The sequence below is a fragment of the Nitrospira defluvii genome, from assembly GCF_905220995.1.
Taxonomy (GTDB): Bacteria; Nitrospirota; Nitrospiria; order Nitrospirales; family Nitrospiraceae; genus Nitrospira_A; species Nitrospira_A defluvii_C.
In genome coordinates this window covers 338,699-361,080 of sequence record NZ_CAJNBJ010000002.1, presented here as the reverse complement: position 1 = coordinate 361,080, position 22,382 = coordinate 338,699, and the positions used below count along the sequence as shown (strand labels likewise).

21 protein-coding genes are annotated in these 22,382 nt (G+C 60.9%); 1 reads left to right on the top strand and 20 read right to left on the bottom strand.

The features are described 5' to 3' along the window. Nucleotides 1–12: 12 nt before the first annotated feature. The 20 genes from KJA79_RS08980 to KJA79_RS08885 all read right to left on the bottom strand — a co-directional run bounded on the left by KJA79_RS08980 (nucleotide 13) and on the right by KJA79_RS08885 (nucleotide 21,309). Nucleotides 13–1,734, bottom strand: coding sequence for a class I adenylate-forming enzyme family protein (locus KJA79_RS08980; protein ID WP_213041700.1), 1,722 nt, complete (start codon nucleotides 1,732–1,734; stop codon nucleotides 13–15). Continuing rightward, a complete protein-coding gene (locus KJA79_RS08975) occupies nucleotides 1,709–2,887 on the bottom strand; it encodes a citrate/2-methylcitrate synthase (RefSeq protein ID WP_213041699.1) in 1,179 nt (392 codons plus the stop codon). The genes KJA79_RS08980 and KJA79_RS08975 overlap by 26 nt, the downstream gene beginning before the upstream one ends. After that, complete coding sequence (gene prpB / locus KJA79_RS08970; RefSeq protein WP_213041698.1) at nucleotides 2,853–3,773, bottom strand: methylisocitrate lyase; 921 nt, start codon at nucleotides 3,771–3,773, stop codon at nucleotides 2,853–2,855. The genes KJA79_RS08975 and prpB overlap by 35 nt, the downstream gene beginning before the upstream one ends. Next, the gene (locus KJA79_RS08965) at nucleotides 3,770–5,164 is read right to left on the bottom strand and encodes an MmgE/PrpD family protein (protein WP_213041697.1); all 1,395 of its coding nucleotides are present in this window, start codon (nucleotides 5,162–5,164) and stop codon (nucleotides 3,770–3,772) included. Before KJA79_RS08965 ends, prpB begins: the two co-directional genes overlap by 4 nt. A gap of 12 nt (nucleotides 5,165–5,176) precedes the next feature. Continuing rightward, nucleotides 5,177–5,998, bottom strand: a complete 822-nt coding sequence (gene meaB / locus KJA79_RS08960) for a methylmalonyl Co-A mutase-associated GTPase MeaB (protein ID WP_213041696.1) — start codon at nucleotides 5,996–5,998, stop codon at nucleotides 5,177–5,179. A gap of 1 nt (nucleotide 5,999) precedes the next feature. Continuing rightward, complete coding sequence (locus KJA79_RS08955) at nucleotides 6,000–6,947, bottom strand: hydroxymethylglutaryl-CoA lyase (protein WP_213041695.1); 948 nt, start codon at nucleotides 6,945–6,947, stop codon at nucleotides 6,000–6,002. Then, on the bottom strand, nucleotides 6,925–7,770 hold the full coding sequence (locus KJA79_RS08950; RefSeq protein ID WP_213041694.1) for an enoyl-CoA hydratase-related protein: 846 nt from the start codon (nucleotides 7,768–7,770) through the stop codon (nucleotides 6,925–6,927). The genes KJA79_RS08955 and KJA79_RS08950 overlap by 23 nt, the downstream gene beginning before the upstream one ends. Nucleotides 7,771–7,795: 25 nt before the next feature. Beyond that, complete coding sequence (locus KJA79_RS08945) at nucleotides 7,796–9,400, bottom strand: carboxyl transferase domain-containing protein (RefSeq protein WP_213041693.1); 1,605 nt, start codon at nucleotides 9,398–9,400, stop codon at nucleotides 7,796–7,798. Between the two features lie 11 nt (nucleotides 9,401–9,411). Then, a complete protein-coding gene (locus KJA79_RS08940; RefSeq protein WP_213041692.1) occupies nucleotides 9,412–9,819 on the bottom strand; it encodes a cobalamin B12-binding domain-containing protein in 408 nt (135 codons plus the stop codon). Next, nucleotides 9,810–10,658, bottom strand: coding sequence for an MBL fold metallo-hydrolase (locus tag KJA79_RS08935; RefSeq protein ID WP_213041691.1), 849 nt, complete (start codon nucleotides 10,656–10,658; stop codon nucleotides 9,810–9,812). The genes KJA79_RS08940 and KJA79_RS08935 overlap by 10 nt, the downstream gene beginning before the upstream one ends. Before the next feature lie 145 nt (nucleotides 10,659–10,803). Beyond that, on the bottom strand, nucleotides 10,804–12,399 hold the full coding sequence (locus tag KJA79_RS08930) for an acyl-CoA mutase large subunit family protein (protein WP_213041690.1): 1,596 nt from the start codon (nucleotides 12,397–12,399) through the stop codon (nucleotides 10,804–10,806). 31 nt (nucleotides 12,400–12,430) lie between these two features. Further along, on the bottom strand, nucleotides 12,431–13,315 hold the full coding sequence (locus KJA79_RS08925) for a 3-hydroxyacyl-CoA dehydrogenase family protein (protein ID WP_213041689.1): 885 nt from the start codon (nucleotides 13,313–13,315) through the stop codon (nucleotides 12,431–12,433). A 29-nt stretch (nucleotides 13,316–13,344) separates the two neighbouring features. Next, nucleotides 13,345–14,529, bottom strand: a complete 1,185-nt coding sequence (locus KJA79_RS08920; protein WP_213041688.1) for a thiolase family protein — start codon at nucleotides 14,527–14,529, stop codon at nucleotides 13,345–13,347. Beyond that, complete coding sequence (locus KJA79_RS08915) at nucleotides 14,526–15,671, bottom strand: dihydrolipoamide acetyltransferase family protein (protein WP_213041687.1); 1,146 nt, start codon at nucleotides 15,669–15,671, stop codon at nucleotides 14,526–14,528. Before KJA79_RS08915 ends, KJA79_RS08920 begins: the two co-directional genes overlap by 4 nt. A gap of 103 nt (nucleotides 15,672–15,774) precedes the next feature. Then, the gene (locus tag KJA79_RS08910; RefSeq protein WP_213041686.1) at nucleotides 15,775–16,767 is read right to left on the bottom strand and encodes an alpha-ketoacid dehydrogenase subunit beta; all 993 of its coding nucleotides are present in this window, start codon (nucleotides 16,765–16,767) and stop codon (nucleotides 15,775–15,777) included. After that, entirely contained in the window at nucleotides 16,764–17,765 is a 1,002-nt protein-coding gene (locus KJA79_RS08905) for a thiamine pyrophosphate-dependent dehydrogenase E1 component subunit alpha (RefSeq protein ID WP_213041685.1), read from the bottom strand. Before KJA79_RS08905 ends, KJA79_RS08910 begins: the two co-directional genes overlap by 4 nt. Before the next feature lie 35 nt (nucleotides 17,766–17,800). Then, entirely contained in the window at nucleotides 17,801–18,562 is a 762-nt protein-coding gene (locus KJA79_RS08900; RefSeq protein WP_213041684.1) for a hypothetical protein, read from the bottom strand. A gap of 5 nt (nucleotides 18,563–18,567) precedes the next feature. Next, on the bottom strand, nucleotides 18,568–19,563 hold the full coding sequence (locus KJA79_RS08895; protein WP_213041683.1) for a fumarylacetoacetate hydrolase family protein: 996 nt from the start codon (nucleotides 19,561–19,563) through the stop codon (nucleotides 18,568–18,570). Further along, nucleotides 19,560–20,675 carry a homogentisate 1,2-dioxygenase gene (locus KJA79_RS08890; RefSeq protein ID WP_213041682.1) on the bottom strand — a complete coding sequence of 372 codons (1,116 nt, stop codon included), beginning with the start codon at nucleotides 20,673–20,675 and terminating at the stop codon, nucleotides 19,560–19,562. Before KJA79_RS08890 ends, KJA79_RS08895 begins: the two co-directional genes overlap by 4 nt. Before the next feature lie 37 nt (nucleotides 20,676–20,712). Then, complete coding sequence (locus KJA79_RS08885; RefSeq protein WP_213041681.1) at nucleotides 20,713–21,309, bottom strand: VOC family protein; 597 nt, start codon at nucleotides 21,307–21,309, stop codon at nucleotides 20,713–20,715. Between the two features lie 298 nt (nucleotides 21,310–21,607). Here KJA79_RS08885 and KJA79_RS08880 point away from each other — a divergent pair, with 298 nt between their 5' ends. Beyond that, on the top strand, nucleotides 21,608–22,366 hold the full coding sequence (locus tag KJA79_RS08880) for an iron-containing redox enzyme family protein (protein ID WP_213041680.1): 759 nt from the start codon (nucleotides 21,608–21,610) through the stop codon (nucleotides 22,364–22,366). Nucleotides 22,367–22,382: the final 16 nt, after the last annotated feature.

Below are 22,382 nucleotides of genomic sequence, written 5' to 3'. Positions count from 1 at the left end.
CACCCATGGTGGTCATGCCTGCTCTCTGAATTGTCTGTCTCGGTACTGCGCCAAAGTGGACGCCAGCCTGGCTTGTAGCTCCAGTCGTTTGGGTTTTCCGGTGGCGGTATACGGTACTTCCTCACCGAGGATGACGATCTTGGGCTGTTTGGAGAAGGGTAATCGGCTACGGCAATGGGCCAGCAGATCTGCCTCGGTGGGCGGCGCCGTGGGATTGTGCGGAACAATGTAGGCCGCGATTTCGTCGCCGTAGTAGCGATTTTCAAAGGGTATGGCCATGGCGAACTTGACGCCGTGGTGCCCCTTCAGGACATCGTCGATTTCCAACGGTGAGATATTGACTCCACCACGAATAATGAGTTCCTTCAATCGTCCGGCAATGAAAAAGAACGGCCTGCCCCGTTCATCTGTTCGATAGAAACCTTCATCGCCAGAGCGGAACCAGCCCCATTGGAATGCCGCCTCGTTGGCGTCGTCGCGCCGATAATAACCTGCGCACAGGGTGCGTCCACGGATGCAGATTTCTCCGCGACCACCTTCGGGAAGCGGCTGTCCCCGGTCGTTCAGAATCGTCATGACGTTGTGCCGTAGCGCCAACCCCACCGAGGGGAATGCATAGTCAGCGAGCCAGTGGCGGTGCTGGTCTGGGGTGAGGTCGGTGGGCAGGAACGATGAATAACAGGTCGTCTCCGACAAACCGTACCCATGGTAAATCGGGAAACCGAATCGATCTTCGAACCGCAGGGCCGTCTCTTTCAGCAAGGGGCCGGCTCCACAGATGGTTCCGCGGAAGCGGTCGAGTCGGTAGGAGGCGAGGTCTTCATCGGCGTCGAGGAGGAACTCCAGCAACGTGGGGACGACGCTCACGGAGGTGACGGCTTCTTCGTGCATCCGCCGCCAAAAGCTGCCGGTCTTGAACTTGCGATTGAGCACCACGCTGCCCTTGCAATACAGCGGCGTGACCAGCGTGACCACGATCCCGTTGACATGGTGTATGGGCAACACGCACATCAGACGGTCGTTGAGACCGAAGCCGTGCCATGCCGTGATGGCATCCGCATCGATCAGCAGATTCGTCCCCGTGAGGACCACACCTTTCGGCTGGCCGGTGGTGCCGGAGGTGTATACGATGAGTGCCGGGTCATCGAGTTGCGACGTCGAGGGGCAGAGACGAGGTGAAGCAAGCGGGCTGTGCTTCCTGCCGCCTACCGGCTGTCCTGTCACGTCGTGGAGGCCGCCGTCGCCTACGCACACGACTTCGCGCAGGGACGGAAGGTGCGCTTGAAGGTCCTTGATCTCGGCGTAGGCATCTTCCCAGCAGAAGGCGGCCGAGACGTCGGCGTGCTCGAGGATGTACCGCTTCCTCTCGGTCGATTCCTCGATGTTGATCGGGACCACCGCGATCCCCAACACCCAGGCCGCCAAGTAGGTGAGGACCGTCACATCATCGTTGAAGAGCAGCGTGGCGATCCGGTCGCCGCGCGTGAGGCCGATCGTCGTGTGAAGCACCTCCGCCAGGCGTTCCACGGTAGCGCCCAGCTCCGCATAGGTGTAGGTTCGGCGCAATCGGCGCTCCTCGTCGCAGTACGTCAGGAAATTTCTGGTGGCGAGCTGCGGGTCGTAGACGCGCGAGCAAAAGAACTCGGCGAACGATACCCAGGGAAGCTGAGCAGCGGATCCCGCTGCGGCGCGAGCCTGCTCGATGCGGTCAGATGCGCCGGTGAAGAGGCTCATAGGTCCTCGGCGACGGGCCGGTATACCGAGCCCGCGGTCGGATGAGACGATTGTGTTGCTGCTGCTCCATGACATGGGCGCACCATCCGGTGATTCGGGAACAGACAAACAGCGGGGTAGACAGTTCAGCCGGAATACTCATCAGCAAGTAGGCGACGGCCGTGTAAAAATCGAGATTCGGACGGAGCCCCTTTTCGACCAGCATGATGCGGTCGATGGTCGAAGCGATGTCATACCACCGACCATCGTGGCACAGTCGGCTTAAACGTTCCGCATGGCGCTGGATGATCGTTGACCGGGCGTCGCCCTGTTTGAGCACACGATGGCCGAATCCCATCACGCGATGTTTACTGGCGAGAGCGTTGCGCACCCAAGACTCCGCCCGTTCCGGCGTGCCGATCTCGATCAGCATCGAGGCCACGGCCTCATTGGCGCCTCCGTGGAGCGGACCTTTCAGGGTGGCCACCGCAGCCGTCAGGGCGCCGTGCAGATCCGTCAGGGTAGATGCCGTGACCCGGGCTGAAAAGGTGGAGGCATTGAACTCGTGCTCCGCATAGAGGATCAGCGACACGTTCAAGGCTTGCGTCATGGCGCTGCCGAGCTCGCCCCGTAGCTCTCCGACGATGAGGCGCAGCAGATGCTCTGCAAATCCGCCGGAGTGGTCACGCGTCACAGGTTGCCCGCCTGCCAGTCTCCGATGACATTCGGCGACGAGACAGGGAACTTGGCCTAACAACCGTATCGATTTGCGAAGGGTACTTTCCGGTGATGCGTCCTGCGCGTCGGGATCCGTCATCCCCAGCAGTGACATTCCGGTCCGCAACACGTCCATCTGGTGCAGCCCTGGACGCAGGGTTTCGAGGAACCGCTCCACCGGATCCGGCAACTGCCGATTGCGCATGATCAGATCGGAGAATGTGTGTAACTCTGTGCCTGTCGGTAATCGCCCGACCAGCAGCAGGTGGGCAACTTCTTCGAAACTGCTCCAGTCCGCAAGATCGCCGATGGCATACCCTCGATACCGGAGGCCGGAGTCTCCCTCATCTACCTGGCAGATTTCTGATTCGCCGGCGATCACGCCTTCGAGTCCTGGGCTGTAGCCGGTGTGATGTGCGACCTTAGCTGCCGCTTGTTCGTGTATGACCTCGTTCATGGGGCCTCCCTGTAGATGCGTCGTGATCGTCATAGCGAAGCAGGTCGTAGAGTTCCTGTCTGGGCATCATGCGATCAAGCCACTCTCGCTGAGTTCCGACGCACGTGAGTTCGGCCAGAAGTGTCTCGACCGCGCGCGCGGCGACACGCAACGCACTGACGGGAAACAGCACCGCGCGGTAGCCCAGGGCTTCAAATTCGCTCACACGCAAATAGGGCGTCTTACCGAACTCTGTCATGTTGGCCATGAGCGGCACGTGCACGCCGGATTGTGTCATCTCGCGGGCGAAGGCTCCGAACTCCTCCGCGGACAACAGGGCCTCTGGAAAGAGGATATCCGCCCCCGCGTCGGCATAGGCCTTGGCGCGGCGAATGGCTGCCTCCATGCCTTCGACGGCGCGCGCGTCTGTACGTGCCACAATGAGAAAATCGGGATGGCTTCGTGCCTGGACGGCAGCGGTGAGCTTGGCAACCATGTCTTCGATGGGGACCACTCGTTTTCCCGGAAGATGGCCGCACTTCTTGGCCGTTTCCTGATCTTCGAGTTGCATGCCGGCCAATCCGGCCCGTTCAAACTCCCGGACGGCCTCCCTGACCATCGACGGCGGTCCGTACCCCGTGTCTGCATCGACCAGCGCCGGGATCGCCACGGCGTTCGCGATCACGGCGGCATCGGCCGCCATCTCCGCCAGCGAGATCAGCCCGATGTCCGGCAGGCCACGCGCGGCAGAAATGGTCGCTCCCGACACATAGAGAGCATCGAACCCGGCCCGCTCAATCTGCAAGGCCGTCAGCGCGTTGAAGGCGCCGGGCATGGCGATGGTTCTGGTTGCCAATAATTCCCGCAGGCGCTGTCCTTTGCTGATGGTCGATCGCTCGGTCGTCATGTTGTGACCTTGAGGAGCGGCATCACGGTGGCGATGTCCTCCACCTGCTCCAAGTTCCAAACGGTCTCGATGAGACGGGCGAGTCGTGTCGCGCTGATGCGCCTCGATGCCAGGCGTCGGAACTTATCCTCCACTTGCTGATCCGACAGGGGACGAGTCGGGTGACCCAAGGGCAGGTCGACTTGCGTGCGGTGAGTGGTGCCCTTGGTGGTGGTGACCGTGAGACGGGTCGGCATCCGGTCGGGGTAGGCCCCGTCGAATTCCGGTAATCGAACCACGCGGATGTGACTCATGAGTGTGCGCAGCGTCGGATCAGACAGCCGTTTAGCGCTGAAGGATTGGAGTGTCAGGCGGCCGTCCAACAGGGCCGCGGCGACGCAGTAGGGAAAACTATGGTCGGCGGTTTCTCTCGTTGCGGGGCGCCACTTCTCCGGATCGCGCCCGATAATTTCTCGCGCCACCTCATAACTGCCGATCTCCACATCGGCCAGGTTGTGGATCGCGTCAGGCCCCCCTTCCGTGATCAGCTCCGCACGCAGCGTCAAGGCGGCCTCAACGGCCGTCTGGGCATGGTACTCGACCGGAACATGCTTGATGTAGGTGTCGAGAATCTTGAAGGGAACCGACGCGCCGGTCGTGGCCGGCTGACCACCAAGCTTCGGCAGTTCGAAGGGCCCGGACACCAGCTTCATGAATCCCTTGTCGCCCTCAAAAATCGGCGCTGGTCCCGTCATGCCCAGCCTGGCCAGCTGGGCCGCAAACAGACCGTTACGCGCGGCGTTCGAGAACGCGCACGCTTTCCACATGGAGAGGTCGCCGACTCGGGTTTGCCGCAGGGTGACGTTCGCCACCGCGGCCAAGTTGATCGCCTGACGCGTCTGCGCTTCCGACAGTTTCATCACCTTGGCTGCGCCGAGCGCAGAGGAGATCGGTCCGTACGTGACATGGTCCCACCCTCGAGGCCGCAACGCCGCGGCATCGCAGAGCCGGCACTGGATCTCATAGGCCAGCGCGATGGCTTGGATGACACGGGCGCCAGAGGCATGGACCGCTTCTCCCGCCGCGACGACCGCTGCGATATTGTCGGAAGGGTGGGCCGGCTCCTTCGCCAGGTAGGTGTCGTTGAAATCCAGATAGCGAACCATGGCGCCATTGGCAAAGGCCGCGAGATCCGGCAGGGTTCTGTGCCCTGTGCCCCACACCGTTGCACCGTTCAACACTTTTACCGACTGGGCCAGCTTGCGCGCAATGGAGCAGGGGGGGCCGTTCCAGGCGCCGAATGCGCAGCCCAGGCTGTCCAACAATCGTCGTTTGACCTCATGCACCACGAGGTCCGGAAGGTCGTCGTCACAGAGTGAACGCGTGTACTGTGCAAGGTGATCGGCCAACATGCTCGCGATCTCCTAGCTTCCGCTTGTTGCTCCAGGGTGCATGGGGCGTTCCGCAGGCTTGCCCCATCTCGGCCCGTTAAGGTCCTGGACTCGTCGGTATTCCGCGATGACGGCGATCAATTCCGAGATGCCTTCGCCTGTATGGGCGACGGTCCGAAGCACCGTCCGGCACTGTTCGCGTAGATCTCGCATGGTGCGGTCGGCGCCGTCATGATCGGCCTTGTTCATGACGACAATGTCTGCGACCTCCAGTAACCCCGCCTTCATGGCCTGGATCTCGTCACCGAGCCCCGGTGCCACCACCGCGACCACGATAGGAGCGATCTGCACGATTTCCAGTTCGTTCTGCCCGACGCCGACCGTTTCGATCAGCATCACATCATAGGCTGCCGCCTTCAGCACCCGGAGCGCCTCACCGGTGGTGCCTGCGAGCCCACCCTGGTGCCCGCGTGTCGCCATGCTCCGGATGAAGACCATGGGATCATTTGCATGCTGCTGCATCCGGATGCGGTCGCCCAATATCGCACCACCCGTGATGGGACTGCTGATATCGACCGCCAACACACCGACCTTCTGTCCGAGTCGCCGGTAGGCGGTGATGAGTTGATCAATCAACGTGCTCTTCCCGGTTCCAGGATATCCGGTTATGCCGATCACCGAAGCCTGCGTACGCGAAGGCGTGAGTTGCGCCAGGACTGCCGTTCCGACCGGGTCCCGGTTTTCAATGAGTGACATGACGCGCGCGATGGCCCGAATCTCACCCCTTGCGATCTGATCTGCCAGGGTCTCGGCTTCGAGCCGCATGAACGATCGATCGAGACAGGCCTGGTCCACATCACACCTTTACCGTTGCCGCTGGCTCGCAATGGCGCGGCACGTAAGAAAGTCGGGAGCTGAGCGGACGCCGTAGCGATTCGGCCAACTGTTGCGCGCAAGCTGCCACCAGCCGTTCATCGACCGGCACCACCGCGCCGGAGGCTTTCAGAGCAAAGACCACATCTTCCGTCGCCACATTGCCGGAGGCGCCCGGCGCATAGGGGCAACCACCCAGACCTCCAGCCGAACAGTCAAAGGCCGTGAGTCCATATTCGTCCCAGGCCGTGAGGATATTCGCGATCCCCATGCCATAGGTGTCGTGACAATGCAGCGACAACCGGGCCGGGTCGATGTGGGGGATCACGGTATCCAGTAACATTCGGAGGTCAGATGGTGCGGCCTTGCCGACGGTTTCGCCCAAGGACAGCTCATCCACGCCGAGATCGAGCAGTTGTTTCATGACATCCAGGACGCGCGGCGGCGCGATACGTCCTTCATAGGGACAGAACACGACGGTGGAGATGTAGGCGCGCACCAACATATCGTCACGTTTGGCTGCTCTGACGATCGGCCCAAACCGCATCAGTGATTCATCGACCGTGGCTTTGATGTTGTGCCGGGTGAAACTGTCCGAAGCGGCGGTGAACAAGGCAATCTTGGTGACGGCTGCGGCTCGGGCCCGCTCGAAGCCGCGCGCGTTCGGCACCAGGGCCGAATAGGTGACACCGGGGAGGCGTTCGATGCTCCGGAAGACTTCGTCTGCATCCGCTAACTGCGGAATGGCCGTGGGGGAGACGAACGAGCCGGCCTCGATCTCCGCTACGCCGGTTCGCGATAGGGCGTTGATCAGGGCAATCTTCCGCGCCGTGGGCAGAAAGGTGGACTCGTGCTGCAATCCGTCGCGCGGGGAGACCTCGATAATGCGGACGGACGACCGACGCAGGTCATGTGTTCCGGAGAGAGCCATGTTCCGACGTACTCGCCTCCTCCGTTTGCCGCCCGGATGTCTGAGCCCAGGACGGCAACCGCTTGTTGATAAATGCCGAGAGGCCTTCCGCGGCTTCCGGTCCACTGCGAGCGCTCGCGTTCACATCCACGCCGAGAGACCAGCAGTCGTGATCGGTCAAGGCCGGCATGCGACGAAAAAGGACTTTGCTGTCCCTGACTGCGCGAGGAGCCAGCCTCATGATGGCGTCCGACAGTTCGGCGATGCGATCGTCAAGCGCATGCGGTGGAACAATGTCATGCACCAACAGGAACCGCCGGGCCGTGGCGGCGTCGAACCTCTCGCCGGTCAGACCATACCGTCGGAGAAAGGACACCCCGGCTTTCCGCAGCAGCAATGGAGCGATGACCGCCGGGATCAATCCGAGTGTGGTTTCGCTCAGCGCAAACGTCGCATCCTCCGACGCCACGACGATATCGCAGGCTGCCAGCAGACCGAGTCCGCCTCCGAAGGCCGGCCCCTGCACCCTTGCGATGACCGGGCAAATACAGTGATCGACCGCACGGAGCATGCACGTCAGCTGTTGCGCATCATTCCTGGCGTGGGCCTCGGAGACGGGCGATTCTGCCTGCATCCAGCGAATGTCGGCTCCGGCGCAGAACACGGAACCAGCCGCAGCCAACACGATGCCTCTCAACGTGGGTTCCTGTTCCAGGGTCTCAAAGGCCTGCCCGAGTTCGGCCACCATCACACTGTCGAAGGCATTGCGCCGCTGCGGACGGTTGAGCGTAATTCTGGCCATCGTGCCCTGTGATTCAACCATGAGGGTTGCGAATCGCCGCATGGCGTCCTCCCCGGGGTGCGCCGGTCTACATGCGGAACACCGGCGCCCGACTGTCTTTGCTTGGTGCCGCTGTTGCAATGTCGAGACAGATCCCTATCACCCTGCGCGTCTCCATGGGATCAAGGATGCCGTCATCCCACAGATGGGCGCTGCTGAAATAGGGGCTCCCTTCCTGTTCAAATTGCTGCACGGTGGAATCAGTGATCCGCCGCCGTTCGTCGTCGGATAAGGGGGAGCGGTCCCGTGCCCGTTGCTGCTGCTTCACCGTGACCAGAACCTGGGCAGCCTGTTGTGCGCCCATGACCGAGATCCTGGCGTTGGGCCAGGTAAAGAGGAATCGCGGCCCGTACGCTCGGCCGCACATGGCGTAATTGCCGGCCCCGTGGGAGGCCCCGACGACGAGGGTCAATTTGGGCACGTCCGCGGTGGCCACCGCCTGCACCATCTTGGCCCCGTCCTTGATGATGCCTTTGCCTTCGTACTCCTTGCCGACCATGAACCCGGTGATGTTCTGGAGAAACAACAAGGGAATCCGGCGCTGCGAACAGAGTTGGACGAAATGCGCGCCTTTCAGCGAAGACTCTGGGAGCAGCACGCCGTTATTGGCGACGATGCCGATCAAATGGCCCATCCAATGGGCGAAGCCGCAGACCAGCGTCGGTCCATATCGCGCCTTGAACTCATGCCAGCGGCTCCCGTCCACGAGGCGTGCCATGACCTCGCGAATGTCCCAGGCCTGGCGGGGATTGCGGGGAATAATTCCATAGAGGTCGCCGGCCGGATACAGCGGCTCATCGATGCGCTCGCGCCTGATGTTCGGCGGCCGGCGCCCCAATGTGGCGACTGAGGCACGACAGAGTTCAAGCGCGTCGAGATCGTGTTCCGCCAAGTGGTCGCTGACACCCGACAGGCGCGTGTGGAGGTCGGCTCCGCCGAGTTCCTCGCTGGTGACCTCCTCACCGGTCGCGGCCTTCACGAGCGGTGGTCCGGCCAGATAAATAGTCCCGGTGCCCTTGACGATGATGTTTTCGTCGCACATCGCCGGGACATAGGCGCCGCCGGCCGTGCACATGCCCATGACGACGGCAATCTGCGGGATGCCGGCCGCGGACATGCGGGCCTGGTTAAAGAAGATCCGCCCGAAATGCTCCTTGTCGGCGAAGACCTCCGCCTGCAAGGGTAGGAACACGCCGCCTGAGTCGACGAGGTAAATCGACGGGAGACGGTTCTCCAGCGCGATCTCTTGTGCCCGCAAGTGCTTTTTGATAGTCAAGGGAAAATAGGTGCCGCCTTTGACGGTGGCGTCGTTGGCCGTAATGACGCAGAACCGTCCGGACACGGAACCGATGCCGGTGATGATCCCGGCAGAGGGCACGTGATTATCGTAAAGGCCGAAGGCGGCGAGGGGGCTCAGTTCGAGCCAGGGCGAGCCCGGATCGAGCAGGGCGGTGATCCGTTCGCGTGCGGTCAGCTTACCGCGTTGCTTCTGCAGCGCCACCGCATCGGCCGGGCCGCCCGCCTGCGAGAGCGCGAGATGCTTCTGCAAGTCGGCCGACAGCTGTTCGTAATACGACCGGTTATGGAGGAATTCTTCGGAGTCACGATTCACGGCGGTGTTCAGCGCACGCATAGGTGTGCTCCTCAGTGTTTGACGTGGAGCCCCTTCACAAAGTCCAGGATGTCCTGCATCGGTGTCGCGGGTCGAAATAACATCTGTACACCGGCCGCCTTCAGCCGCGGCACATCCTCATCGGGGATGATCCCTCCGCCGAATAGGGCGATGTCCCCGGCACCCCGTTCCCGCAGCAGGTGCAGCACCCGGGGAAACAGCGAGTTATGCGCGCCGGAATGGATGCTGAGGCCGATGGCATGGACATCCTCCTGGATGGCGGTGGCCACAACCTGCTCCGGAGTCTGGTGAAGCCCGGTATAAATGATCTCGACACCGGCATCCCGGAGGGCGCGTGCCACGAGTTTGACGCCTCGGTCATGTCCGTCCAGTCCGACTTTCCCGATCAAAACCCGCAGGGGGGCCGCTGCTATTGCCATAGCCGCACCTCCTCCAGCACATATCGTCCTTCGGCTGTCTTTCGGATATGACCGGCTTGGACCAAGGGATCATGTTCAAAGATCAACAACCAATGCTCTGCCACGGCTTGCTCCAGGACCAACCGTTTCGTGTCCAGGGTCCGGACCGGGTTGAGGTCGTATCCCATGATGTAGGGAAGAGGCAGATGCGAGACGGTGGGGATGAGATCACCCAGAAAAAATGCGGTCTCTCCATCGGACTCCACTTTCACACTTTGATGGTATCGGGTATGCCCGGCGGTGACCACGGCGGTGATGCCGGGAAGGAGTTCCGTGTCTCCCCGGATAAATTCCCACTGTCCGGCATGGGAGACGGGGGTTAAATTGTCGTGGCGATAACTGGCCCTCGTCCGTTCATTAGCCTGGACCGCGTCTTCGTATTCTCCCAGTTGAACGCAATAGGCTGCTTTTGGAAAAGCCGGTTTCACAATCTGGGCTTCTGCTGTAACGGTGTTGCCTCCCGCATGGTCGAAGTGCAGATGCGTGTTTACCACCAAATGGATGTCGTCAGGGCTGAGGCCCCGTTGTGCGAGGGATTCGCGTAACGTCGGCCTGCGCTCGACCGCAAAAATCGACTGGAATTTGGCATCTTCCTTGTCGCCGAGCCCTGTATCCACCAGGACATGTTTGCCGTGCGCGTTGATCAACAGACAGGTCAGGCTCAGCGGAATGCGGTTGAGGTCATCCGCGGGGCAGCATCGTTCCCAGAGCGTTTTCGGGACGACGCCGAACATAGCCCCGCCGTCCAATCGAAACCGGCCGTCCGTCACGGGATAGATCTCAAACGCTCCGAGTTTCATGTCCCACAGATCCTCCTATGCTCCCGGGTCTCATGTTTACCTGTGTTTCAGCGGTGACGACCAGGATGCCTCTGGCTACGCCGGTCCAACGAGGGCTTGTGAGCGCCGCGTTGAGCCTGTTCGGCAGCGTCTGGTGACCGCCGCCTCACAACACCACCGGTTCGCGGTAGGTTCCATACACCTCGCGTAATGCGCTGCAGATCTCGCCCACCGTCGCTTTCGCCAGGACCGCCTCAATGAGCGCGGGCATGAGATTCTGATGGCAGGCTGCCGTCTCCTGCACTTCCTCTAACGCGCCGGCCATTCGGAAAGGATCGCGTGATTTGCGCAGATCGGACAGCCGCGCCACCTGCTCCTGTTCCACCTCGGGACCGATCCGTAAAATGGGAATCGGCCGTTGAGTGTTCTCCACATATTTGGTGACGCCGACCAGACTCCGCTCGCCTCGTTCGAGCTCCCGCTGATACCGTTGCGACGCGTCAAGTATCTCGCGCTGCGGATAGCCACGTTCGATGGCTCGAATCATGCCCCCCATAGCGTCCAACCGGCGAAAATAGTCTTGTGCCCCTGCTTCCAGACGATTCGTCAACGATTCGACAAAATACGATCCGCCCAGGGGATCGACGGTGTTCACGGTTTCGCTCTCGGCGGCAATGATTTGTTGGGTTCTCAGGGCGAGTGTCACCGCCTCTTCCGTGGGCAGTGCCAGGGATTCGTCCATCGAGTTCGTATGGAGCGACTGGGTGCCACCCAGCACCGCTGCCAATGCCTGGAGGCTGGTCCGCACGACGTTATTCATCGGTTGCTGAGCGGTGAGGGAGCATCCGGCGGTCTGTGCATGGCAACGGAGCTGGAGCGAGCGCGGGTTCTTCGGATGATAACGCCGTTCCATTTCACGCGCCCACAGTCGTCGAGCCGCACGGAACTTGGCGATCTCCTCAAAGAAGTCGTTGTGGACGTTGAAGAAGAACGACAATTGCGGGGCGAATGCGTCGACATCGAGCCCGGCCTTCACGGCGGCGTCCACGTATGTCAGCCCGTCGTACAGAGTAAAAGCGAGTTCCTGGACAGCCGTCGAACCGGCTTCACGGATGTGATAGCCGCTGATACTGATCGGATGCCATTTCGGCACATGGGCGGCGCAGTAGGCGATCGTGTCGACGATCAATGCCATATGGGGTTCCGGAGGGAAGAGCCACTCCTTTTGCGCGATATATTCCTTCAGGATGTCGTTTTGGATGGTTCCGCCGAGTTGCGAAAACGGAATGCCGCGTTTCTGGGCAACGGCGAGGTACATGGCGAAGAGCACGGCAGCCGGCCCGTTGATCGTCATCGAGGTCGTGACCTGATCGAGCGGGATCCCGTCGAAGAGTCGTTCCATGTCGGCAAGTGAAGAAATTGCCACGCCGCAATGGCCCACTTCGCCCTGTGCTCGTGGATCATCCGAGTCGAGTCCCATCAACGTCGGCAAGTCGAAGGCCACACTCAGTCCGGTTTGGCCTTGATGAAGTAAGTAGTGGAAGCGCCGGTTGGTATCCTCTGCCGAGCCGAAGCCGGCGAATTGCCGCATCGTCCAAAGGCGGCCACGATACATGGTCGGATGGATGCCGCGGGTGTAAGGAAAGGTGCCCGGGAGGCCGAGATCCTGATCGGCATGCCAGTCTTTGAGGTGGTCCGGTGTGTAGACCGGTTCGATCGAGAGACCGGAGAGGGAGGTGAATCGAGATGTCCGCTCACTCATGACGCGGCCCTCCAGCGTACTGCCTGGAACGTCAGGGCATCTGCATCGCGGGCTGCTCTCCATGAAGATAGAATCCATGCCCGCTTTTCCTGCCGAGCCAGCCGGCTTCCACGTATTTCCGCAACAGGGGACAGGGGCGAAACTTCGGATCGCCAAGGTCCTGGTGCAAGACCTCGCAGATGGCGAGCACCGTATCCAGACCGATCCGGTCCGCCAATGCAAGGGGACCTACGGGATGGTGCGTCCCTTCCACCATGGCCAGGTCGATTTCCTCCGCTGTCGCCACGCCGTCCTCCAGCGCGAAGATGGCTTCGTTGATCATGGGAATCAGAACACGATTGACGATGAATCCGGGGAAGTCTTTGCAGACAACCGGAATTTTCCCTGCCCGTCGGACCAGGTCCAGAGCGAGGTGCAAGGTCTGCTCCGAGGTGCCGATGGCGCGCACGACTTCAACCAGGCGCATCACGGGTACAGGATTCATAAAATGAAGGCCGACGACGCGATCCGGTCGACCTGAGGCCATGCCCAGACTCGCAATGGAAATCGAAGAGGTGTTGCTGGCCAGCAGCGTGGACGGCTCGCAGACTTGGCCCAGTTGGGCAAACAGCGCCCGCTTCATGACCGCATCCTCCGGTATGGCTTCGATCACCACCTGCGCCTCTCGCAATCGCTGCAGGTGACGCATGGGATGGATGATGGCCATGGCCGCGCCGGCTTGATCGCCGCGCAGGGCTCCCTTTTCGACTGCTTTCGTCACGCCCTGCCAGAGTTTCTTCGTGGCCTCTTCCAGCACCTCTTCCGCCACGTCCACCAGCAGGACATTCCACCCGCAGGTGGCCAGTACCTGCGTGATGCCGCGTCCCATCTGTCCCGCTCCCACCACACCGATGGTCTTGACGTCGTCGATCGTCATCTCAACTCCCTGCTCCCGTGCATTCTGCCTCATCGTTCGATGATGAGCGCGAGGGCCTCGCCGCCTCCGATACAGAGAGCCGCGAGCCCTCGGCGGGCGTCCCGCGCTTCCATTGCGTACAGTAGCGTGGTCAGAATTCTGGCCCCCGTCGCGCCAATGGGATGGCCTAACGCGACGGCGCCGCCGTTCACGTTGACCTTCTTTGTGTCCAACCCCAGTTCTCGGTTGATGGCGAGCGAGACGGCGGAAAAAGCCTCGTTGATCTCAAACAGGTCGATGTCTCCAAGGGCCAATCCGGTCTGTGATAGGAGGCAGCGAATCGCCTCGATCGGTGCGATGGTGAACCATTCGGGGGCGAGCGCGGCCCCCGCATATCCTGCAATCTTGGCCATCGGCCTCAGGCCCAATCGCCGAGCCTCGTCCTCTGCCATGAGCACCAGCGCCGCTGCACCGTCGTTGCAGGACGGGGAGTTGCCTACCGTCAGGACTCCGTCGTCCTGGAAGACGGGTTTCAGCTGCCGCAGCCTTGAGAGATCAACCCGGTTGGGCTCCTCATCGTCCGTGACGACGATCGCAGCCCCTTTTTTCTGCGGGACTTCGACCGGGATGATCTCTCTGGTGAACGCACCGGACGTGATGGCTGCACGCGCGCGGCGATAACTTTCGAGGGCGAAGTCGTCCACCTCTTGCCGGGAAAAGCGGTAGGCGGCTGCACACCGTTCCCCGGCGTGGCCCATGTGAAACTGGTTATACACATCCCACAGCCCGTCCTTGATGAGACTGTCGGTCAATTCTCCATGGCCCAGCCGATAGCCCTGTCGAGCCTTTTCCAACAGAAACGGGGCACGGGTCATGTTTTCCATTCCGCCTGCCACGATGGCGCGCGCGTCTCCTAAGGCGATGGCTCTGGTTGCCATGATGACGCTCTGGAGACTGCTGCCGCAGACCTTGTTCACGGTGACGGCTCCGACCTTGTGGGGAAGTCCGGCGCCGATTGCCGCCTGCCTGGCCGGAGCCTGGCCCAGCCCCGCGCTGAGCACGCAGCCCATCACCACTTCATCGACCTGCTCCCCGGGCAGATGGATGCGGCTGATCGCCTCGGCAATGGCGAGACTTCCCAAGGTGGGGGAGGGCATCGAACTGAAGGCCCCGTTGAAGCTGCCCATGGGGGTTCGAGCCGCGCTCATGATCACGGCCCGTTGTCCGGTGCTCATAGTCGTGTGTCCCAGTTGCTGGTTTCCAAATGGTGTTTCACGATGCTCATGAAGCGATCGGCCGTTGCGCCATCGATGATGCGGTGGTCGAAGGAAAGGCTTAAGTAGCACATGGGGCGGATCGCGATGGCATCGTGGATGACGACGGCGCGCTTCTGCACGGCGCCCACGCCGAGAATGGCGGCTTGGGGCTGGTTGATGATCGGCGTGCTGAACAGGCTGCCGAATCCGCCGTGGTTGGTAATGGTGAAGGTCCCGTCTAGTACTTCCTCCGGAGCCAGGCGTTTGCTTCTGGCGCGTTGCGCCAGGTCGGCCACTTCTGTTGCGATCTGTGTCAGTCCCTTGCGATCGGCATGACGAATGACCGGAACGAGCAGGCCGTCCTCAATGGCTACCGCAATGCCGATGTGCAAGGCCTTCCTGATGACGATGCCTTGGTCGCGCCAGCAGGCGTTTACGATCGGCACGTCTTTCAAGGCCTGGGTCACGGCACTGATGACAAAGGGCAGGTAGGTGAAGGAACGACCGGTGCGGAATTGTTCGATGCCGGAGCAATCGGCCTCGAAGAACGTCGCCACGTGGGCGGACATGCGGCGGCTGAGGACCATCCGCTCCGCGATGGTGGCACGCATCTGGGTGAGGGGTACCAGTTGTTCTTCAGCAGCGAGTGGTGTCGGCGAAACGGAGTGGCTCTGCCCGGAGGTCCTTCGCTTGGCGGCGGCGTCCATGACATCTTTCTTGGTGATCCGCCCTCCCTCGCCGGTCCCCGTGACGTCCGACAGGTCGACAGCATGGTCACGGGCGACTTGCTTCACCGCCGGCGAATAGTGCGGCTCTCCGGCTGACGCAGCGCGGCGCGTCCGCACCCCCACGCCCCCCACTCGATTCATCACGGCTTCCACCGGCTCATGCTCCAGCCTGGCTAGCAGGGTTCCGACCGGGACGGTCGCGCCTTCTTGTACGAGAACCTCGCGGAGAACACCGGTGGCGGGTGATGGAATATCGAGCGCCACTTTTTCGGTTTCGACTTCCAGCAGGGGCTGATCTTTCTCCACCATGCCGCCTGGCGGGATCAGCCATTTGACGACGGTCCCTTCTGCGATGCTTTCCCCTAGCTGAGGCATGACAATATCAGTTGCCACTTCGACCTCCAGCTCTCAGCTTTCGGCGCTCAGCGGTGAACATCAGAACCTCGAAATACTCTCCGGCTGAGGGCTGAACGCCGATGGCTTCTTCACCCCCAGTTCAATAGGCCGCGAGTCTCCTGGCTCCGGAGACGATGTCGCTCACTTTAGGTAGAAAGAATTCTTCCAACGGCGTACTGAACGGCACCGGCGTGTCGGGCGGGGCGATGCGCAGGATCGGCCCGTCCAGACAGTCGAAGCATTCTTCCGCCAGCAGTGCGGCGATTTCGGCCCCGATGCCGCCGGTCTTGTTGTCTTCATGCAGGAGGATGGCTTTGCTGGTCTTGCGGACCGATTCGTAGAGGGTCTCCTTGTCGATCGGGATCAACGTGCGGAGATCCACGACCTCGAGGTCAATGCCTTCCTTGCTCAATAACTCCGCGGCTTCCAACGCCAGGTGCACCATCGCCCCATATGTGATGACCGACAGGTCGCGACCGATTCGTTTCACCTCGGCCTTGCCGAGTGGCACGACAAAATCCTCCTGCGGCAAGACAACCTTGATGCGGCGATAGAGAAACTTGTGTTCGAAATAGAGAACCGGGTTGGGATCGCGAATCGCGGCCTTCAAGAGGCCCTTTGCATCATACGGCGTGGACGGTGCCACGATCTTGAGCCCCGGTGAATGGAAGAACCAGCCTTCGGGGCATTCCGAATGGAACGGCCCACCATGGACACCGCCTCCAAAAGGCGCCCGGATGACCAGGGGCACCGCTGCGCCCCACCGATAGTGGTTTTTGGCCGCGACTTCGGTGATCTGATCGAAGGCGCAGGAAATGAAGTCCGCAAACTGCATCTCGACGACCGGACGTAATCCCATCATGGCCGCGCCGATTGCCGCTCCGACGAAACCGGATTCCGACAGGGGCGTATCAAGCACGCGCCATTCGCCGTATTTCTGCAGGAGGCCTTTCGTCACCTTGAACGCCCCGCCGTACGTGCCGATGTCCTCCCCCATGAGAAACACCCGTTCGTCCCGAGTCATTTCTTCGTCCAGGGCCTGTGAAATGGCATCGACGTACGTGACTTCGTGGGTGGTCGTTGCGGTGGTCATGCCGACACCTCATCGAGTGATGCAAATACGCCGGTCAGCGTCTCAGCTCCTTCCGGGAGCGGGCTCTGTTCAGCGAACTCCGTGCCGGCGTCGATTTCTTTCCTGGCACGCTCGCCCACATCGTGGAAATAGGACTCGTCTGCATAGCCGAGTGTCATCAGCAATCGTTCTGCGCGGAGGATCGGATCTTTGGCCTTCCATTCCTCCAACAATTCGTGCGGCACATACTTGGCCGCGTCGTGTTCGGAATGCCCGTGCATGCGCATGGTCTTAAACTCCAGAAAGGTCGGTCCGTTGCCCGCTCTGGCGTTCGCGATGGCCCGGCGGCAGGAGAGGTAAACGGCGGCGACATCGTTGCCGTCCACAATTTCACCCGGCATGCCATAGGCTTTCGCCCGTTCGACCACGTCCGTAATCGCCATTTGATAGCGCACCGGGGTGGAGTAGGCATATTGATTGTTCGTGCAAAAATACACGACCGGGAGCCGCCGAACCGCCGCGAAGTTCATGGCTTCATGAAAATCCCCGCGGCTCGTCCCCCCGTCGCCGGTCCCGGCAAATGCCACGCGCGCTTCTCCCCGGATCTTGAAAGCAAGCGCGGCGCCGGCCGCGACCGGCAGATTGTCGGCCAAGTGGCTGACAAATCCGATCATCCTCCGTTTCAGGTCGCCCATGTGGACGTTGCCGTCTTTTCCTTTAGTGGGGCCGGTTCGTTTGCCGAGGTACTGCGCAAGGATTTCCCCCGGCGTGAATCCGCGAATCAGAAAGGCGCCCATATCACGGTGGAATGGGGCGATGACATCATCGGGCTGCAATGCCGAGGCGTAGCCGACAGCAATGGCTTCCATGCCGTGGCTGGTGTACACACCGCCGACGATGCGTCCCTGTCGATAGAGGGCGCTGATCCGGTCCTCCAGACTTCTCGTCAGCCGGAGGTACCAGTACATGTTCAGGAGGTCGCTGCGCGGGATGTCGTGCGATAGGGATGCCTGATCCATAGCTCCTCCTCCTGTCCCGGGCGTCCCGGGTCTTATTACAACGCGGGCAGATCCCTCCAGAGGAACAGCGGTTGCTTTTCCCTGCAGAGGTGACAGTCAGCCGGCTCCCACTGGGGCATCTCCAGATCGACGCTGAAATAAAAGGGGTAGGTGCTGGTCAGTTCGGCCATCAATGGAAACTGACCGCTGTCGCGTCGGGCAAAAACCATCATGCCCGCCACCTGTCCGCCGTGATCGGTGACGACGGTCCCCAGTTTGTTGACGCACATGCCTCGCGTTGTCACGTCATTCAACGCGAGGAACCGTTCCCCGGCTGAGACGCTGCCATGGACGATGTCGGTACCGATTTTGCCCGTCTGTGGATTGAACGGCGTGAGGGCGACGCGGATGGGTAGCCGCGTGGCGAGGAGGTCGCTGGTGCGTTGAGCCAGCAGGCGAGCGTCTGATGATGTGGTGATGATCCCGTCCGGCGGATCGTTTCCAAACGTGTCCACGATCCATTCGGCCATGTTCAAGGCGATGCGTGTGATCAGGTCCGGGAACCGGGCAATGGATTCGAAGCGGAGGTACACGCCCGTGTGGTGACCGGAGACCACCTCGACATGGCTGTCGAAGTACAGGGCCCGGGAGCTACGCAGCAGTTGCTGGATATCCCGGGACGACAACGTGGGGTGCGGGGTCTCGCGAATGAGGTGATCGAGTCTGCTGTCGATCTCGGGCCCTTCATAGAGCGTTCTCTGCCGTTCCACCAGCTCCAGAGTGGCGGCATCCGCGGGTTTGTCGATGGATGGCAGCATGATGGTCACGCGCTCCTCTCGTCCGGCGCCGCAATCGTGGTGCGAAGGATGCCGATCGGTTGGATTTCCAATTCAACGACGTCTCCCGGTTTGAGGTAGCGATCCAACTCCAAGCCGCAGCCGCCGCCGACCGTGCCGGAGCCCAGCAGATCCCCGGGATAAATCGTTTCGTCCCGAGACACATGCTCAATCATCTGCGGGAATGACCAGTGAATCGAACCGAACCGTCCCCGCGACCAGACTTCTCCGTTGATGCGGGCGATCATCTCCAGGGCGGCGAGATCCGGGATGTCTTCGGGTGTCACGATGCAGGGGCCGATCGCCGTCGCGAAGTCTTTTCCCTTGGCGGGACCGAGGCGACAGGCCATCTCCTGAAATTGAATATCCCTCGCGCTGAAGTCATTCATAATCGTGTAGCCGGCAATGTATCCGGATGCGTCACGCTCGGAGATATTCATGCCTGTGCGACCGATGATGCAGGCCAGCTCGAGCTCGTAGTCCAGTTTCTGTGTCCGCAATGGCCAACGCAGCCGTTGGTCAGGCCCGATGATCGTCCGGTGATTGCCTTTGTAGTAGACGGGGGCCTTGTACCATTCAGGCGGAATCGGTTGGCCCCGCCGTTTGGAAGTGGCGGCAATGTGGTCTTCGAAGGCGATGAAGTCGCGCAGGGATGACGGAGTGGGAAGCGGAGCAGTCAGGGATACGGTGCCGGGATCATACGAAATTGTTTCACCGGCCGGGCCTGTGGCGAATGCGCCCAGGTGCACCGCATGGGTCAACGCCTCCCGTGCCGCGTTCATGGCGGAGGCGCCGCCCGCCAAAAACTCCGACATGGTTGAGGGGAGCTGCGCATCGGCCAGGCGGCGGGGCTGCGGTTCCCCCTGATCGGCCAGTCGGCGGGCATAGGCCATGTTGAGATCAATGATAACCTGTCCCAGGCCTGCGCCGATTCTGGTGAAAGTGCCGACGGGGGTGGGGACATTGAAGCTCATGAGTTTCATGGACGACTCCAACTCATGGCGTAATCTTTGAGTTCGATCGTTTCAAATTCCGATGTCACCGCGAAGGGCTGTCGAGACTCGATCATGACGGCGACTTCGCTGGTCTGGTCTTTCGTTTTGCTGGCGGCCACGGCCTGAGGATGTGGCCCGTGATGAATGCCCTGGGGATGCAGCGTCAACATGCCGGCCCGAATGCCCGCCCGGCTGAAGAATTCTCCCCGGTGATAGAACAGGACTTCGTCATAATCCATATTGCGGTGGTAGAACGGCACGCGCAGCGCCTGGGGATCGGTCTCCAAGGGTCGTGGCGCAAACGTGGAGATCATGAGTCCCCCTGCTTGAAACGTGGCATGCACGCTGGGAGGAAGGTGATAGCGTGGGCTGATGACAGGGCGAAAGTCACGGACGTTCAATTTCGCCGCCCACAGGTCGCCCTTCCAGCCGACGACATCCATGGGATAGTAGGGATAGATGACGCGGGTCTCTTCCCCGTCGCGCGTAATACACACCTCCCATTCCCGCCTGCTCTTCGAATCCTCCGGCGGCGGACCGAGTTCCGGTACCATGATGACGCCAGGATCAAACAGCGCATGCCGACCGAGCGGACCCCGTTCAGGCAGGGTGACCGGCGCCCTGGTTTCAACGATCAGGAAGAGGCCCTCGCCCTGTGCCGACTCGACATGCACTCTATACGTAGTGCCTTTCGGGATGACGAGATAGTCGCCTGGCTCGTAGGGTAACAGGCCATAGTCGGTTTCGAAGCGTCCCTGCCCCTGGTGGACGAAGACGATTTCGTCGCCGCCGGCATTGCGCACGAAATGTGTCATCGTGCTTCGCCGTCGAGAGATGCGTACGCGCGCATCAGCGCTTTGGAGAATCGTGACCGGTCGCCCGTCGGGTGTGCGTTGATCGGGGGTCGGTAATTCGGTGCAGGTACAGGCTCGTGGTCGCAGAGGCCCTTCGATCCTGCTCCATTCGGTCGGAGGACGACGGTGATAGAGATGCGAGGAAGGGCCGGAGAATCCCTGCCGACCGTGCTCTTCCTCGTACAGGCCCTCGGGGATGCCCACGTGGGCCTGGCCGGGGGCGGCGCCTTGTCTCACCAGATACATCGGGAACCTCCTGACTGCTCAGGTGTGGCTCGATGTTTCAGGATGCGTGCTGAAGAGATGTGGCCTCAGCCGTTTCAAACGGAAGCGGCAAGGTCTCGTAGTCGACGATCGTGCGTGTTATTCCTCTCGTTTGATCTCGCTCGATATCCCGATAGAGCGCCTCGACGGTCGCTCGTACGAACGTTTTGGATTCCTCTAACCCGTGCTGCCGCTGAGTCAATTCGAGGAAGAGTCCGCACCCGGGGAACAGGGGATACGTAAAGCGTTGTCTCAGCGGCCCAAACCCGTCCCTCCCGTCTTTAATATCCCCGCTGAACCTGACGCCCTGAGCTTCCCATTCGCGGCACACTGCGTCGATATCGTCGACTTCAAGCGCGATATGTTGGACGCCCTCGCCATATTTCTCGATGAACTCGCAGATCTGGGACTTCTGCTCTTTGTTTCGCCCCTGCATCAAGGCGATCTTCGCATCGCCCCTCTGGACGACGACGGTGTCCATGGAGGACTTGTCGCTTCCCACATCCTGCGCGGCCCAGGTGACATGAAATCCGAGAATGTGCGTGAAGAGATAACGTGTGGCTGCCAGATTGTTTACGCACAAGGTGACGTGGTCAATGCCGATGGCTTCTTTCATGACGGTTCCTCCTGCTCGGTATCCCTGGAACCTCAAGTCGTCTTACCCACCGCCGTTGTCGTGCATCGATCATGAGTCGACTATATAACAAAAGAGTTGCATCATTCAATATAGTTTTTGTATTATTTTAATGCGTCGCAAGAGAAAGGCAATTGCGACATGCTCGATCTGAGTTGGTCGAGACGAAGTGCCTTCAAGGCTGATGCAGAGAGCGAGTGGAAAGAGGGAATGATATGGAGAACGTATTAATCGTATCGATGGCGGAAACACAATCCTCTTGCAGGTGGGGAGGTGCGCCATGCCGTTTTACGACGACGTTCGTGCTGAGGTGCTTCGGCACGGTGCGATCCACAATTCATTTCTGACACGCTTTCGGGCCGGCGACGTGAGTGATGAAGAGTTTCATGAATTCGCCGTGCAGTTCTACAGCTTCGCGCGATTTTTTCCTCGCATCCTGGCCGCCCAGTTGGTCAACACAGAGGATGAGGCTGTTGCTGATGAATTGACCAGGGTTCTCTATTCGGAACTCGGCGATGGGCTGGTCAAGAATCGACATGAATTGTTGTACCGGCGGTTTCTATGCTCCATCGGCATTTCCATTCACGACGCGATGATGACCCCGATGCGCGCCTCCACGCGTGCGTACATCGATGGCATGGAAGGCCTGTACGGCAGCCGAAACCATGCGACGGCATTGGGCGCATCGTTTGGTCTGGAGAACATGGCCATTACGATGTGGGATCAGCTGATTCCAGGCCTCTCGATCATACGGACCACCCGATACCCTCACATGGATATGACCTACTTTACGTTTCACCGGCAACTCGAGTCTGAGCACGAAAAAGCTATGGCGCAGGCCATGGAGGCGGTCGACGGCACGGGATCCGTCTCGCAGGCTGGCATGACGGATCTGGAGAAGCGTGAGTTTCGCCTCGGGATGAACGCGGTGCTCGATTATCTCCAAGGATTTTGGATGGGGTTGGACCGGGAACCGGCTGGTGCCATGCAGGGATGGGCCAGGCCGGTGCCACAGCTCCCCAGCGAGTGGCGCGGATAATCTCGTCGCCCGGCCA